Source organism: Paenibacillus phyllosphaerae (assembly GCF_014192105.1).
In the GTDB taxonomy this organism is placed as follows: domain Bacteria; phylum Bacillota; class Bacilli; order Paenibacillales; family Paenibacillaceae; genus Paenibacillus_Z; species Paenibacillus_Z phyllosphaerae.
This window is the reverse complement of the sequence record NZ_JACHXK010000001.1, coordinates 768936-785635: the sequence shown is the minus strand read 5'-3', so window position 1 is coordinate 785635 and position 16700 is coordinate 768936. Positions and strand designations below refer to the sequence as shown.

8 protein-coding genes are annotated in these 16700 nt (G+C 61.4%); all 8 read left to right on the top strand.

Annotation, left to right across the window (positions count from 1 at the left end):
• The first annotated feature begins 25 nt into the window (after nt 1-25).
• The 8 genes from FHS18_RS03225 to FHS18_RS03190 all read left to right on the top strand — a co-directional run bounded on the left by FHS18_RS03225 (nt 26) and on the right by FHS18_RS03190 (nt 16614).
• Entirely contained in the window at nt 26-2311 is a 2286-nt protein-coding gene (locus FHS18_RS03225; RefSeq protein WP_183596895.1) for an arylsulfatase, read from the top strand.
• Between the two features lie 604 nt (nt 2312-2915).
• A complete protein-coding gene (locus FHS18_RS03220) occupies nt 2916-3701 on the top strand; it encodes a 2,3-dihydro-2,3-dihydroxybenzoate dehydrogenase (protein WP_183596893.1) in 786 nt (261 codons plus the stop codon).
• 19 nt (nt 3702-3720) lie between these two features.
• Complete coding sequence (gene dhbC / locus FHS18_RS03215; protein WP_183596891.1) at nt 3721-4935, top strand: isochorismate synthase DhbC; 1215 nt, start codon at nt 3721-3723, stop codon at nt 4933-4935.
• 30 nt (nt 4936-4965) lie between these two features.
• The gene (locus FHS18_RS03210; protein ID WP_183596889.1) at nt 4966-6597 is read left to right on the top strand and encodes a (2,3-dihydroxybenzoyl)adenylate synthase; all 1632 of its coding nucleotides are present in this window, start codon (nt 4966-4968) and stop codon (nt 6595-6597) included.
• Between the two features lie 75 nt (nt 6598-6672).
• A complete protein-coding gene (locus FHS18_RS03205; RefSeq protein ID WP_183596887.1) occupies nt 6673-7653 on the top strand; it encodes an isochorismatase family protein in 981 nt (326 codons plus the stop codon).
• Between the two features lie 6 nt (nt 7654-7659).
• Nucleotides 7660-14862, top strand: a complete 7203-nt coding sequence (locus FHS18_RS03200) for an amino acid adenylation domain-containing protein (protein ID WP_183596885.1) — start codon at nt 7660-7662, stop codon at nt 14860-14862.
• The gene (locus FHS18_RS03195; protein WP_183596883.1) at nt 14855-15076 is read left to right on the top strand and encodes an MbtH family protein; all 222 of its coding nucleotides are present in this window, start codon (nt 14855-14857) and stop codon (nt 15074-15076) included. Before FHS18_RS03200 ends, FHS18_RS03195 begins: the two co-directional genes overlap by 8 nt.
• Nucleotides 15073-16614: an MDR family MFS transporter gene (locus tag FHS18_RS03190; protein WP_343060373.1), complete on the top strand. Its 1542-nt coding sequence runs from the start codon at nt 15073-15075 to the stop codon at nt 16612-16614. The genes FHS18_RS03195 and FHS18_RS03190 overlap by 4 nt, the downstream gene beginning before the upstream one ends.
• The last annotated feature ends 86 nt before the right edge of the window (nt 16615-16700 follow it).

Here is a 16700-nt window from a genome sequence, read left to right as displayed (position 1 = left end):
GTAAGCGAAAAAGGAGGCTTATTCCATGTCTAATTGGAAGGTTAACAAGTTCGAAGGTATTATCGGCGCGACCGTACAGGATTCCACGCCGAATTGGCCGCAGCCGGCCGGGTCGCCGGAAGGCTCGCCTAACGTCGTCGTCATTCTGCTCGATGATCTCGGTTTCTCCCATCTGGGCAGCTACGGATCCGATATCGCGACGCCGAATATCGATAAGCTGGCGCAAGGGGGCTTACGTTACAACAACTTCCATACGACGGCGATTTGCTCGCCGACGCGGGCGGCGCTCTTGACCGGACGCAATCCGCACGCGACCGGCGTATCCTTCGTATCGGGCTTCGATAACGGCTTCCCGAACACGCGCGGCAAGATCAGCAAGGACAACGCGCTGCTCTCCGAAATTCTCGTCGAGAACGGCTATAACACGTTCGCGGTCGGCAAATGGCATCTCGTTCCGGCAGTCGAACATACGGCGGCAGGTCCGTTCGACAATTGGCCGCTGGGCCGAGGCTTCGAGCGCTACTACGGTTTCCTGGAGGGAGCGACCAACCAATGGAATCCGGATCTGGTCGAAGATAACCGTCCGGTGAAGCAGCCGAAATCGGTCGCGGAAGGTTACCATCTGACCGAGGATCTGACGGATAAGGCGATCGAATACATTCGCGACCAGAAATCCGCGGCGCCGGATAAGCCGTTCTTCGCTTATGTGGCCTACGGCGCGACCCATGCGCCGCATCATGCGCCGAAAGCTTATATCGACCGGTATAAGGGCAAGTATGACAAAGGCTGGGACGTCACACGCCAGGAATGGTTCGAGCGTCAGAAGGCGATCGGCATTATCCCGCAGGACGCCGTATTGCCGCCGCGCAATCCGAACGTGAAAGAATGGGACTCGCTGAGCGAGGACGAGAAGCGTCTGTTCGCGCGCCAGCAAGAAGCGTTCGCCGGCTTCCTTGAGCATACGGATGAGCATATCGGACGGCTCGTGGATTACATCGAGGAGATTGGTCAATTGCACAATACCGTGGTCGTGCTCTTGTCGGATAACGGCGCGTGCGCGATGGGCGGACAGGAAGGCACCGTCCATACGTGGGCGGAAGGCTTCGGCATAAAGGAGACGTTCGAGCAGAAGCTGGCGCGGATCGACGAGATCGGCTCGGACTTCGCGAACAACCACTACCCGGCCGGATGGGCGCAAGCGGGCAATACGCCGCTCAAATGGTACAAATCGTTCGTGCATGCCGGCGGCGTCAAGGACCCGCTCATCATCCACTATCCGAAGGGAATCCAAGACGGCGGAGCCGTTAGAACGCAATTCTCTTACGTAACGGATATTGTTCCGACCGTGCTTGAGCTGATCGGCATCGAGGCGCCGGAGGTGTACAAAGGCGTCACGCAGCAGCCGATTCACGGTACGAGCCTGGCGTATACGTTCGCGAGCGGGGATGAGCCGACGCGCAAGCCGGCGCAATACTTCGAGATGGTCGGCAACCGCGGCATTTGGCACAAGGGATGGAAAGCGGTAGCCGCCCACAAACCGGATACCTCCTTTAACGACGATGTCTGGGAACTGTACAACGTGGATGAGGATTTCACGGAATCGAACGATCTGGCGGCGACGCATCCGGAGAAACTTCGCGAGCTGGTCGATCTGTGGTGGGCGGAAGCCGGCCGCAATGGCGTCTTGCCGCTGGATGGCCGTTCGATCTTGGCGAAGGTACGAAGCATCGAGGCAGCTAAGCGGGCAAGCGCCGGAGCGGCGGCACCGCAAGTGACCGAGCGCGTCTTCTACCCGTCCTCGTTCCCGCTGCCGTTCGCCAAGTCGCCGGACGTGCGCAATAAGCCGTTCGAGATTCGCGCGGAGGTGTTCCGCCATTCGGTGGAAGAGGAAGGCGTCCTCGTCGTGCAAGGCGGTCGCTTCGGAGGCTACGGTCTGTTCATCGAGGCCAATAAGCTGATCTTCCATTACAATCATTCATGGGGCGTTCAATATACGGTCGTCTCCGAGCAGGAGCTGCCGGCGGGTGAACTGTCGCTGGCGTTCCGTTTCGCGAAGACGAGCGAAGCGGAGGGAGTCGGCACGTTGTATGTGAACGGAGCGCGGGTCGGGGAAGGACCGATCGGCCATGTCGCGCAGCTCGGCTTCTCGAGCGACCACTTCCACGTGGGCGAGAACGGGTCGACGCCGCTTAGCGAGACAGCAGGCGCCGCGACCGCTTATCAAGGGCAGCTGAAGCGGGTCGTCTTCACGCTGGGCGGCTACTCGAACGATCTGGCATCCCAATTGGCGGTTGAATTAGCTACGGAATAATGTAGGCGAAGTGTGAGAGAAGCTGCAGGACGGAAACAAAGATAAGAAACAGATCTAGGTAGTAGATGTAAGAGAAGGTCCATGCGAAGGCTGATCATGCCTTAGCGTGGGCCTTTTGTCGTGTACGTCAGAGGGAGCAAATCTTGCGGAAAACAGGGTAATCTTACAAAATTCTTCTGAGAATTATCCATGGTCGGAGGGGGATACGTTACGTATAATCAACAATGATAATCAATCTCAATGAGGGTAAATAATGTATTGCCAAGTGGCCCTTCGCAAGGCAGCTGCCAGGTTACAGCTAGCTTACGCACGAGAGAAGCAAGCAGTAAGGTCGATACGAAGGGAAATAGTAAAGAGCCGTGAAAAGGATCTCCAACCACAAGTAGGTGAGAGGCAGATAGCTTCAAGGAAACGCCGAGCCAAATGTCCAGGAGACAGGCAGGTTATTACAACATTCAGGGCTAAAGTAGCGTTGACGGTCTTGGAGCGGGTCGCTAATATTGGTCGTACTCAAATTGATAATGATAATCATTTTCAAAATTAAGCGCAGACTGTGCACGCAGAATTGGCGGTATCTCAGTTCGGTGGTGAAGGGATTGAAATTATGAATGGTTCAGGGATAAAGGGCAAGGTAGCGCTCGTTACCGGCGGAGCTCAAGGCATTGGGGCGGCCGTAGCCAAGGCGCTGGCGGAGCAAGGCGCTCTGGTCGCGGTCGTCGACCGGAATGAAGGCGGCGTCAAACAGGTTGCGCGCGAATTAATCGGCAGCGGGTATTGCGCGAAGGCTTACGCGGCCGACGTCAGCGACGCCAATGCGGTCGAAGCCGCAGTCGACGCGATCGAACGGGAGATGGGACCGATCGAGCTGCTGGCGAATGTCGCGGGCGTCCTGCGTATGGGACCGATCGACGCCTACAGCGACGAGGACTGGGCAGCAACCTTCGCCGTCAATGTGAACGGCGTATTCCACGTCTCCCGGGCAGTCGTCCGCAAGATGGCATCCCGAAACGCGGGCGCCATCGTCACGGTCAGCTCGAATGCCGCGAGCGTCCCGCGTACGAATATGGCCGCCTATGCCGCCTCCAAAGCGGCCTCCACCATGTTCACCCATTGCTTGGGGCTCGAGCACGCCAAGCATAACATCCGCTGCAATGTCGTATCCCCCGGCTCGACCGATACCGACATGCAACGGCTGCTCTGGCATGACGAGAGCGGACCCGCGGCTGTTATCGCCGGCTCGCAGCAGGATTACCGGATCGGTATTCCGCTGCAGCGGATCGCGGATCCGGCGGACATTGCCGACGCGGTCGTGTTCCTGCTCTCGGACAGGGCGAAGCACATCACGATGCATGACATGCGTGTCGATGGCGGCGCAACATTAGGCGCTTAATGAAGGAGGTTCTCGAGAAATGAAGCAAACAGCACTTAACGTATTGTCGAACCGGTTATTGGATGCCTATCAGGGCGGAACGTCGTTCTTCATGGCATCCTCGTCCCGTACGCTCCTGACGGAAGGCGTCGCTGCCGAATTGAGCAAGCAGGAGCAAGGCGGGCTGCAGACGCTCCCCGCCCGCGCGGCTTCGCTGCTGGCCGAGGCGCAACGTAACGGGCACAGCAGTCCGGTTCTCGTGGGCGCGATTCCTTTCGACCCGATGAAGCAAGCTCATCTGATCGTGCCTGAGAAGGTGCAGTGGAGCGGACCGCTCGAGTTCGAGAACGCGGGCGTAGGCGAACTGGCGGGGACTTCGGCTGCGGCCTATACAATCAACTCCGTCCCGACGCCGGAAGCTTTCGCGCAAGGCGTGGAGCAGGGGATTGCGCGCCTTCGCTCAGGTGAGTTGTCCAAGATCGTGCTCTCCAGGGCGCTGGAGCTGACGTCGCAGCAGCCCGTTGACCTCCAGCAGCTGCTGCGCAACTTGGCGCGTTCGAATACCCGCGGCTATACGTTCGCGGCTGATCTGCCTAAGCAGAATTCGGCCGGAGCGACAGGCGCGAAGGAACGCCGGACGCTCGTTGGCGCAAGCCCGGAGCTGTTGGTCAGACGTACCGGGCGGCAGGTCATCTCGAATCCGCTTGCCGGCTCGCGGCCGCGCAGCAAGGATCCGATCGAGGATCAGCGCATCGCCGCCGAACTGCTCATTAGCGAGAAGGATCTGCATGAACACGCGGTCGTCATTGAAGCGGTAGCTGCAGCGCTGCGGCCGTTCTGCAAGACGCTGGATGTTCCGTCCCGTCCGTCTCTCGTCCATACCGAGACGATGTGGCATTTGTCGACCGAGGTTGCGGGCGAGCTTGCCGATCCGTCCACCTCTTCCTTGGAGCTGGCGGCAGCGCTGCATCCGACGCCGGCCGTGTGCGGAACGCCGACGGACTCGGCTCGCGAAGCCATCTATGAGATCGAGCCGTTCGACCGCGAATTCTACACCGGCATGGTCGGGTGGAACGATGCGAGCGGGGACGGGGAATGGGTCGTGACGATCCGCTGCGCCGAGGTCTATGACCGTTCGCTTCGGCTGTACGCGGGAGCCGGCGTCGTGCTCGGGTCGAGTCCCGAGGGGGAGCTGGCCGAGACCTCGGCGAAGTTTCGCACCATGCTGCGCGCCATGGGGCTGCAGCAGGAATAGATAATTGAACGACTTAAGGAGGGACTATTGATGTTGGCAAATTGTAAGCCGTGGCCGGAGGAATTCGCCTCGCTGTACCGGGAAGCCGGATGCTGGGAGGGCTTGTCGTTCGGCGGGATGCTTCGGGATCGCGCGGCCAAATATAGCGACCGGACGGCTGTAGTCAGCGGCGACCGCAGACTGACTTACCGGGAGCTGGATGCGCGTGTCGACCGGCTGGCCGCAGGGTTCCGCGCGCTCGGGATCAGGCCGCTGGAGCGGGTAGTGGTGCAGCTGCCGAATATCGGCGAGTTTATCGAGGTCGTGTTCGCCTTGTTCCGTCTGGGGGCGCTGCCGGTGTTCTCGCTTCCGCTGCACCGCAGCAGCGAGATTGCGTATTTCTGCGAATTTGCCGAGGCGGCGGCTTATATTATTCCGGATATGCACGGCGGGTTTGACTACCGGGCGCTGGCCGCCGAGGTGCAAAGCAAAGTGCCTGGCCTGAGGCATGTGATTGTCGTCGGCAATCCGGAGAGCTACGGCTTCACTCCACTGGAGGCACTCGATCAGGAACCTGTTGCGCATACGAAGGTAGACCCGGCAGAGGTGGCCTTCATGCAGCTGTCCGGGGGAAGCACCGGCTTGCCGAAGCTCATTCCGCGGACGCATGAGGATTATATGTATAGCTTGCGGATGAGCGTCGAGGTCTGCAAGTTGAATGAATCGAGCGTCTATATGGCCGCGCTTCCGGTTGCCCATAATTTCACGATGAGCTCGCCGGGCGTGCTCGGTACGTTATACGCAGGCGGGACGGTCGTGCTGGCGCCGAATCCGAGTCCGGACGAGGCCTTCGCGCTGATCGAGAAGGAGCGGGTCACGATGACGGCGCTCGTGCCTCCGCTGGCCCTGGTGTGGCTCGAGGCAGCGGCTTCCCGCAATCGCGACCTGTCTTCGCTTCAAGTGCTGCAGGTCGGCGGGGCCAAATTCAGCGCCGAAGCCGCGCGCCGGGTCAAGCCCGAGCTCGGCTGCACGCTGCAGCAAGTGTTCGGCATGGCGGAAGGGCTCGTCAATTACACGCGGCTGGATGATCCCGAGGAAGTTATCGTGCAGACGCAAGGCAAGCCGATGTCGCCTTACGACGAAGTACGAATCTGGGATGAAGACGACTGCGAGGTGGTCGTTGGCGAGGAAGGGCATCTGCTGACGCGCGGACCTTACACGATCCGCGGTTATTACCAAGCCGAGGAGCATAATGCCAAGGCGTTCACGCCGGATGGATTCTACCGGACCGGCGATGTCGTCCGCATGACGGAAGAGGGTTATCTGGTCGTCGAAGGCCGAGCCAAGGATCAGATCAACCGCGGCGGCGACAAAGTGGCGGCCGAGGAGATCGAGAATCATCTGCTCGCGCACCAAGGCGTGCACGATGCGGCGATCGTCTCGATGCCGGACGACTTCCTCGGCGAGCGCTCATGCGCCTTCGTCATTCGCAGGGAAGGACAGCTTACGGTGCCTGCGATCAAGGCGTTCCTGAGGGAGCGGGGGATTGCCCCTTATAAAATTCCGGACCGCATCGAATTCATCGAGGCGTTCCCGAAGACGAGCGTAGGCAAGGTCAGCAAGAAGGCGCTGCGCGAACTGATCGCCGCGAAGCTGAGCGGCGCAGAGGTTGCGCGCGTCTAGCCAGACTCGGCGCGGGACTTAGCCGTAGCTGTAAGGCATTATTTTTCAAAACTTGAGTAGAAAAGAGGGATTTTCATGGCGCTTCCAGCCATTTTGCCATATGCAATGCCGACGCAAGCCGAGCTTCCTGCCAATAAGGTAGCTTGGACACCCGATCCGACAAGGGCGGCGCTGCTCATTCACGACATGCAGCAGTATTTCGTCGATGCGTTCACGCCGGGACAGTCGCCGATCGTGGATCTGCTCGCGAACATTAATCGCCTGCGCAGTATGTGCCATGCGCTGGGCATACCGGTCATCTACTCGGCCCAACCGGGCGCGCAGAAGCCGGAGGACCGAGGGCTGCAGACCCAATTCTGGGGTCCGGGCATGAGCGATGGGGTGCACAAGGAGATCGTCGCCGATCTGGCTCCGGAAGAAGGCGATATCGTGCTGACCAAATGGCGGTACAACGCATTCCGCAAAACGAATCTGCTGGAGCGGCTGCAGGAGCAGGGACGCGACCAGCTCATCATCTGCGGCATCTATGCGCATATCGGCGTGCTGATGACGACATGCGATGCGTTCATGCAGGACATCGAGCCGTTCTTCGTGGCGGATGCCGTCGCCGACTTCTCGCGGGAGGATCATGAGATGGCGATGTCTTATGCAGCGAAGCGGTGCGCGGTCACGTTGACGACGCAAGGGATGTTGGATGCGCTGGGCAAGGCTCAGGCCGAGCAGAGCGAAGCCAAGGCTGCGGCTGAGGTTTCCGCTTCCTCCGAGGCGCCGGGTGCGGGGGAATCGCTCACGATCGAGCACCTTCGCGTTCAGATCGCGGAGCTGCTGCATGAAGCGCCGGGGAATCTGGGGGATGACGACGATCTCATCCATGATTGGGGGATGGACTCGGTCCGCGTCATGAGCCTGGTCGAACGCTTCCGGCGCGGCGGAGCGGAAGTGACGTTCGTGGAGCTGGCGGAGCGTCCGACGATCGCGCAGTGGTGGAGCCTGTTGCTTGCGAAAGCGAAGCCGGCCTTGCCGAATATCGATTATTTTGCGGTGCAGAGGGGGTAGGAGGCGATGTCTGAAGCAAGCCGAAAGCGGCTGCGGCTGTCCGGTGCGCAAGCGGGCATCTGGTTCGCCCAGGAGCTGGACCCTCACAGCCCGATCTATAATACGGCCGAGTGCGTGGAGATTCACGGGACGGTCGATCCGGTGCACTTCGAGCGGGCGCTTCGTCAGACCATAGCCGAGACCGAGGCGCTCCATGTGCGTTTTGGCGAGGATCACGAAGGGCCTTGGCAGGAGCTGAACGAGGAGCTGAATTGGCAGCTCCAGCTGGTGGACGTAAGCGGAGAAGCGAACCCGCGGCAGGCAGCCGAGCAGTTGATGAAAGCGGACCTAGAGCAGCCTGCCAATCTGCGCAGGGGGCCTTTATTCACGGAAGCGCTCATTAAGCTCGCCTCCGACCGCTTCTTCTGGTACCAGCGCATCCACCATATCGTGATGGACGGCTACGGTTACTCGCTGTTGGCGCGCCGCACGGCTGAACTCTACACGGCGTTCGCCCAGCGGCAGCCAGCCTCTGCGCGGACATTCGGTTCGCTGCAGGCGATCCTCGCGGAGGATGAAGCCTACCGCTCGTCCGCCCGTTATGAACAGGACAGCGCGTTCTGGATGGATCTTTATGCCGATGAGCCGGAGGTGGTCGGCCTGGCCGAACGGGCGCCGAGGATGAGCGCCGGTTTCTTGCGCCGCACCGCTTATCTTACGCCGGACGCGGTGGAGCAGCTGCATGCCGCTGCCCGCAGCAGCTCGGTGAACTGGTCGGATCTGGTGCTGGCGGCAACCGCAGCTTATATGCATAGGCTGACTGGATCTAAGGACATCGTGCTCGCCTTGCCGGTCATGGGCCGGCTCGGCTCCGTATCGCTGCGCATACCGGGCATGGTCATGAATTTGGCGCCGCTGCGTGTATCGGTTCAGCCCGCTATGCATGTCCATGACCTGATGCAGCAGGTGTCGGAAGAGATCCGCCGCATCCGCAAGCATCAGCGTTACCGCCATGAAGACCTGCGCCGCGACCTGAAGCTGCTCGGCGACAATCGGCGGCTGTTCGGTCCGCAGGTGAATCTGATGCCGTTCGATTATGCGCTCCGTTTCGGCGGCCATCGCACGACGATCATGAATCTGTCGGCCGGTCCCGTCGAAGACCTGTCGATTAACGTATACGACCGGGCGGACGGCAGCGGTCTCCGGATTGACATGGATGCGAATCCTTACTTGTACAGCCAGGATGAATTGGCTGTCCATCAAGAGCGCTTCATGCGGTTCCTGGAACGATTCGCTGCGGGTGACAACCAGACGGCGATCGGGAACGTTGCGCTTCTGTTGGAACAGGAGAGGCAGCAAGTGCTGGCCGATTGGAACGAGACGGACCGCGACTTCCCGCAGCAGCGGGTACCCGCGCTATTCGAGGCGCAAGTTCGCCGCACGCCGGAAGCGCCGGCCGTCGTGTGCGAAGGTCAAGTATTAAGCTATGCCGAGCTGAATCGCCGCGCGAACCGGCTGGCGCATGAGCTGATCGTGCGCGGAGCCGGACCGGACCGCATCGTCGCGCTTGCCGTTCCGCGCTCCGCGGATATGGTCGTCGCCTTGCTGGCCGTGCTGAAGGCGGGGGCTGCGTATTTGCCGCTCGATCCCGATTATCCGGCCGACCGCGTCGCCTATATGATCGAGGACGCCCGGCCGATCTGCCTCTTGGCCAGCACGCTGAGTGCGGCCAGACTGGACAGCTGCGGGGCGCCGATCCTTGCGCTGGATGACCCTTCGACGGATGATCGCCTGAAGAATTGCCCGGATACGAATCCGCTCGCGGACAATTGGCACGCTGCCAGCGATCTGCGCGAGTTGGCATACGTCATCTATACGTCGGGCTCTACGGGCAAGCCGAAAGGCGTCATGATCGCCCACGACAATCTGACGAATTTCCTGTGCGCCATGCAAGCGCAGTTCAAGCTCGTGCAATCCGATCGGCTGCTCGCCGTGACGACCATTGCCTTCGATATCGCCGCGCTCGAGATGTTCCTGCCGCTCTTGAACGGAGCGAGTCTGCACATCGCCGCGAAGACGACGATTCAGGACCCCGCGGCCTTGTCCGCGTACATCCGCGAGACCGGAGCGACGATCATGCAGGCGACGCCGACGCTCTGGCAATCGCTCGTTGCCTACGATCCATCCTGTATTGGGGGGCTCCAAGTTCTCGTAGGCGGCGAAGCGTTGCCGATCGCGCTGAAGGAGGCGCTGCATGGGGCAGGCTGCAAGATCGCGAATATGTACGGTCCGACGGAAACGACGATCTGGTCGACGACCGAGCCGGTCCGCGCAGAAGACCGCGGCGTTCCGCCGATCGGCCAGCCGATCTGGAATACGCAGATTTACGTGCTGGACAGCGCGCTGCAGCCCGTTCCGCCCGGCGTAATCGGCGATCTGTATATTGCGGGCACAGGCCTTGCGCGCGGTTATATGGGACGGCCGGATCTGACGGCCGAACGATTCGTGGCCGACCCTTACGGGAAGCCGGGAATCCGCATGTACCGGACGGGGGATCTTGCGAAATGGCAGCCGGACGGGCGCCTTGCCTACATTGGCCGCGCCGACCATCAGATCAAGATTCGCGGCTTCCGCATCGAGCTCGGCGAGATCGAAGCGGCGCTCGCGAAACATCCCGCCGTGGCGCAAGTTTCGGTTATCGTCCGCGAGGATCAACCCGGCGATAAAAGGCTTGTCGCTTATATCGTGCCGGAAGAGGGACCGGAACCGGAAGCCGCCGAGCTGCGCAAAGATGTTGCCGGGATGCTGCCGGAATATATGGTGCCGCAGGCTTTCGTGAAGCTGGGAGCATTGCCGCTCACGCCGAACGGCAAAATCGACCGCAAGGCGCTGCCGGTGCCGGACCTGACCGCTTTCTCATCCGGACGGGCGCCGCGCACGCCGCAGGAGGAGATTCTGTGCGACTTGTTCGCGGAGGTGCTCGCCGTGCCGCGCGTCGGCATCGATGACAACTTCTTCGAGCTCGGCGGCCATTCGCTGCTGGCGGGCAGGCTAATGATCCGGGTACGCGAAGCGCTCGGCGCGGAGCTTGGCATCGCCAGCCTGTTCGAAGCGCCTTCGGTAGCCGGCCTTGCCAAGCGGCTGGATACGGCGCAGCAAGCGCGTCCTTCCGTCGTGCCTGCCGCGCGTCCGGACGAAGTGCCGCTCTCTTTTGCGCAGCAGCGTCTATGGTTCCTGCATTGCCTGGAAGGCCCGAGCCCGACCTACAACATTCCGCTCGTGGCGAAGCTGTCCGGCAAGCTGGATCTCGAAGCGCTGCAGGCATCGCTAGTTGATCTGGCGGAGCGCCACGAGACGCTGCGCACGATCTTCCCGCAAGCGGGCGGCACTTCGCGCCAGCTGATTCTGCCTGCTGCCGAAGCTAGACCCGAACTGATTATCGCGGATTCGAGCATTGATGCGATCTCGGAGCGGTTGGCCGAAGCCGTGCGATACAGTTTCGATCTGGCTGCCGAACCATCGATCCGCGTGCAGCTGTTCAAGCTCGGCGAGGAGCGGTACGTGCTGCTCTTGCTGCTCCATCACCTGGTCGCCGACGGCTGGTCGCTCAATGCGCTGACCCGCGATCTGACGGCCGCTTATACGGCACGTACGCAAGGGCAGACGCCGGTATTGCCGCCGCTCCCGGTGCAGTACGCGGACTACGCGGTATGGCAGCATAAGCTGCTCGGCAGCGAACATGACCAAGACAGCTTGATCGCCAAGCAGCTGTCGTATTGGACCGAGACGCTGCGCCATTTGCCCGACCAGCTCGAACTCCCGACCGATTTCCCTCGTCCTGCGTCGGCGAGTTATCAGGGCGGAACGATCGACATCGGCATCGACGCCGAGTTGCATCGGCAGCTGCTGGCGCTCTCGCGGGAGAGCAAAGTATCGCTGTTCATGGTCTTGCAAGCGGGATTGTCCGCGCTGTTCACCCGTCTTGGCGCAGGCAGCGATATCGTGCTCGGCAGCCCGATCGCCGGCAGAAGCGATGACGCGCTCGGCGATCTGGTCGGCCTGTTCGTCAACACGCTCGTGCTGCGTACCGACACCTCGGGCGACCCGACGTTCCGCGAGCTGCTCGGGCGCGTCCGGGCCGTCAATCTGGCGGCTTATGAGCACCAGGACGTTCCGTTCGAACGGCTCGTCGAGGTACTCAATCCGGTCCGCTCCCGTTCACGCCATCCGCTGTTCCAGGTGATGCTGGCGTTCCAGAATACGCCCGAAGCCGCGCTTGCGCTCCCGGGAATCGAGAGCAGCCTCCAGATCAACAGCGTCGGATCGGCCAAATTCGATCTGACGCTGGAGCTGACCGAGCGCCGCACGACAGACGGCGTGCCGGATGGCATTCACGGCCTCATTGAATATAGTGCGGATCTGTTCAAGGAATCGACCGTCGAGGCATTGGGTGCAAGACTGCTGCGCTTGCTTGCCGAAGCGGCGGCCGAACCGGATCGTCCGATCGGGCATCTCGATATTCTGTCTCCCGAGGAGCGTTACCAGGTTGTTACCGGATGGAATGAGCGGTTGGAAGGGCTTCCGGAAGCGGTCATTCCGCAAATTTTCGAAGCCCAGGCGGCGAGAAGCCCGGAAGCAATTGCGGTCGTGTACGAAGGGGCGTCGCTGAATTATGGGGAGCTCAACTTGCAAGCGAACCGCCTTGCCCATCGGCTTATCGCCGAAGGCGCCGGCCCCGAGAAGATCGTGGCCCTGGCCTTGCCAAGGTCGATCGATATGGTCGTCGGCGTGCTTGCGGTGCTCAAAGCCGGGGCGGTCTATCTGCCGATTGATCCCGATTATCCGGCCGACCGGTTAGCCTATACGCTTGGCGATGCCGACCCGCTGTTCATCCTGTCGAGCACGGCAGTTGCCGGCAAGCTCCCAATGGCCAAGGCTGTGCCGGTCATTCTGCTGGATGACGAGGAGACCCTTCGCGGGCTGGAACGTTATTCGAGCGGGAATCCGGACAACGCGAGCCGCCGCGAGCCGCTATTGCCGCATCATCCGGCGTATATCATCTATACCTCCGGTTCGACGGGACGGCCGAAGGGCGTCGTCATCCCTCACCAGAACGTGGTGCGGCTGTTCAGCGCCACCGATCATTGGTACCGCTTCGAAGCGGGGGATGCCTGGACATTGTTCCACTCGTATGCCTTCGACTTCTCGGTCTGGGAGATCTGGGGACCCTTTTTCTACGGCGGACGCCTTGTCGTCGTGCCGCATACGATCAGCCGCTCGCCTTCAGAGTTCCTGAAGCTGCTCGCCGACGAGAAGGTGACGGTGCTGAATCAGACGCCTTCGGCCTTCTACCAGCTGATGCAGGCGGACAAAGAACATCCGGAGGATGGATCGCGGCTGTCCTTGCGTTATGTCGTCTTCGGGGGCGAAGCGCTGGAGCTCGGCCGTCTCGCGGATTGGTATTCGCGCCATGACGACCAGGAGCCGCTGCTCGTGAATATGTACGGGATCACCGAGACGACCGTGCATGTCAGCTACCACGCGCTGAACCGCGAAATCGCGGCCGGCAGAGCGAATTCGGTGATCGGCCGGGCGATTCCGGATCTGCAGATTTACGTGCTCGATCAGGCGCTGCAGCCATTGCCGCCAGGCGTGGTCGGCGAGATGTATGTCGCCGGGGCGGGGCTGGCCAGAGGCTATCACGGGCGGCCGGACCTTAGCGCGGAGCGCTTCGTCGCCAATCCGTTCGGCGCGCCGGGCACGCGTATGTACCGTACCGGGGACTTGGCGCGCTGGCTGGCGGACGGCACGCTCGATTACATCGGCCGCGCCGACCATCAGATCAAGATCCGCGGCTTCCGCATCGAACTCGGCGAGATCGAAGCCGTGCTCGCCGGTTATCCCGAAGTTGCGCAGGTCGCGGTCATCGTCCGCGAAGACCAGCCGGGCGACAAACGCCTCGTCGCGTACGTCGTCGCAGGCCAGGAAGCCGAATTGGACTCGGCAGCATTGCGCCGCCATGCCGCGAGCAGCCTGCCGGATTATATGGTGCCGTCGGCGTATATCGTCATGTCGGATTTGCCGCTGACGCCCAATGGCAAACTGGACCGCAAGGCGCTGCCGGCGCCGGACTTCACGTTGCCTGGAGGCGGCCAAGGTCCCCGGACGCCGCAGGAAGAAATCCTGTGCGATCTGTTCGCCGAGATTCTCGGCTTGCCGCGCGTCGGGATCGAGGACAGCTTCTTCGAATTAGGGGGACATTCGCTTCTGGCCGTCCGGCTGATGAGCCGCATCCGCGAGTCGCTGGGCGCGGACCTCTCCATCGGCAATCTGTTCGAAGCGCCGAGCGTGGCGGGCCTTGCGGAACGGCTGCGGATGGGAAGCAGCCAGAGCGCGCTGGACGTCTTGCTGCCGCTTCGTTCCACGGGCGAGCAGCAGCCGGTCTTCTGCGTGCATCCTGCCGGGGGCTTAAGCTGGTGCTATGCAGGGCTGATGAAGTCGCTTGGCCCGGACGATCCGATCTATGGCTTGCAAGCCCGCGGCATCGCGAAGAAGGAGGAGCAGTTACCGCGTTCGCTCGATGAGATGGCCGCCGATTATATCGCTCACATCCGTCAGGTGCAGCCGAAGGGGCCGTATCGGATCCTCGGCTGGTCGCTCGGCGGCAACGTGGCCCACGCCATTGCCGTGCAGCTGCAGCAAGACGGCGAAGAAGTATCGCTCCTGGCCATGCTCGATTCCTACCCGAGCCACTTCCTTCCGATTAAGGATGGGCCGGATGAGAAGGAAGCGCTGATCGCCTTGCTGGCGCTCGGCGGCTATGATCCGGACAATATGGGCGACAAGCCGCTGACCATGGACGGCGCGATCGAGATACTGCGCAGCGACGGCAGCGCGCTGGCGAGCCTTACGCCGGAGACGATCATGAACTTGAAGGAAACCTACGTGAATTCCGTCCGAATTATGGCGGAATACAAGCCGAGGCCGTACAAGGGAGATCTGCTGTTTTTCCGTTCGACGATCATACCCGATTGGTTCGCGCCGATCGATCCGAAGACGTGGACGCCGTATATCGACGGCGAACTGGAGCAATACGATATCGCCTGCCGGCACAAGGACATGTGCCAGCCGGGACCGTTGGCCGAGATCGGCGAGCGTCTGGCCATCAAGCTGCACGCGCTAAGAAGCGGCCATGCAGCGCAGAATGAAAGGGAGCTAATCTATGACTAATCCGTTCGAGAATCCGGAAGGGTTGTACCATGTTCTGATGAACGAAGAGGGCCAATATTCGCTATGGCCCGCCTTCGTAACGGTGCCGGCAGGCTGGACGGTTATCCGTGAGAGGGAAAGCCGCCAGGCCTGCATCGATTACATTCAAGGCGAGTGGACCGACATGCGGCCGCGCAGCCTGATCGTCCACCAAGGGAGCGCGATCGAGGCGTGACGAATAATGCCCGTCTTAACCCGAAACTCATCGTCTGCATCATCTATGTGGCAACCATGTTCATGGTTGCCATGGATGCGAACATTCTGAATGTCGCGCTGCGCACGATCGGCAGCGAATTCGGGATGGCGCCTTCCTCCGTAGGCGTCATTAATGTCAGCTATTTGGTCAGTCTGGCGGTTGTGCTGCCGGCGGCGGGGTGGCTTGGCGACCGATTCGGCACAAAGAGGATGTTCTTGCTAGCCATTAGCATGTTCACCGTATCCTCCGCGCTGTGCGGCCTGTCCGCCAATCTGGAAACGTTATCGTTGTTCCGGGTCATTCAGGGCGCGAGCGGCGGCATGCTTACGCCGGTAGCGATGACGATCCTGTTCCGGACATTCCCGCCGCAGGAGCGGGCGAAGCTGTCCCGTTATCTAGTCTTCCCGATCGCGCTTGCACCGGCATTCGGTCCGATACTGGGCGGATTCTTCGTCGACTACTTGACCTGGCGTTGGGTATTCTTCGTCAACATTCCGATCGGAGCGGCCGCCGTAGTCTTCGCGATGGCCTATCTGAGCGAGCACCGGCAGCCGGATGCGGGTCGTCTGGACTGGCTGGGCTTAGCGCTGGCCGCGCCGGGATTCGGGATGCTCGTCTATGCGCTGCATCAAGGCGCGGCAGAAGGGTGGGCAGAGCCGGTCATTCTAATGACGGGCATTGCCGGAGCGCTGCTGATCGCCGCGCTCGTCTTCGTACAGCTGCGCACGGCCAAGCCGCTGCTTGATCTGCGTCTGTTCGGAGACCGGCTGTTCCGGACGATGGTGCTGATCTCGGTCTTTACGGCAGCGGGTCTGCTCGGCATGCTGTACGTCTTCCCGCTGCTCTACCAGGATGCCCTCGGCGCTTCGGCCTTCGACAGCGGCTTGACGACGTTCCCGGAAGCGCTCGGTCTGATGCTCGCTTCGCAGGTTGTGCCGTGGACCTATAACAAGCTTGGTCCTAGGCGCCTCATCACGATCGCGCTTATCGCGTCCGCCGGTCTGTATGCGCTGCTCTGCGAGGTAGGGGCAAGCACGAGCCCATGGTGGATCCGCGCGCTCATGCTCCTATGCGGGTTCTGCCTCGGCCACGTCGTCAGCTCCGTGCAATTCTCGGTATTCGCCAACATTCCGCCTGCCTCCATGGGCAGGGCGTCGACGCTGTTCACGATGCAGAACCGCTTATCTTCCGGGCTTGGCCTCGCGGTGATCGTCAGCATATTGGCGGCAGCGGGAACCGGTTCGAGCGCGCTGCCGGGAGAGGGAGGTTTGTCGATCGAGGCTTGCCGGATCGCGCTCTACAGCGCAGCCGGCTTCCTGCTGATCGCCTGCCTCTTCGCGCAACGAATCCGTGCAGCGGATGTCGAGCTGACGCTGCAGAAAAGGAAGGCGGCCGCTGCGGCTAAACCCGGCTCCGCGCCGGCAGCCGCCAATCCGCAGGCGAAAGGACCCGCTGCGGCCTCGAATGGATCAGCGCCAGCGGCGAAGGCGCAGAAGATGCAAGCGGAGAGCTCTTAGCGCCGTAAGCCGCCAGAGCCTCGCCCGTACACGATAACCCGACTGAAGGTGGAACTTCTCTTTCGAACAAGAGGTTCCGCCACAGT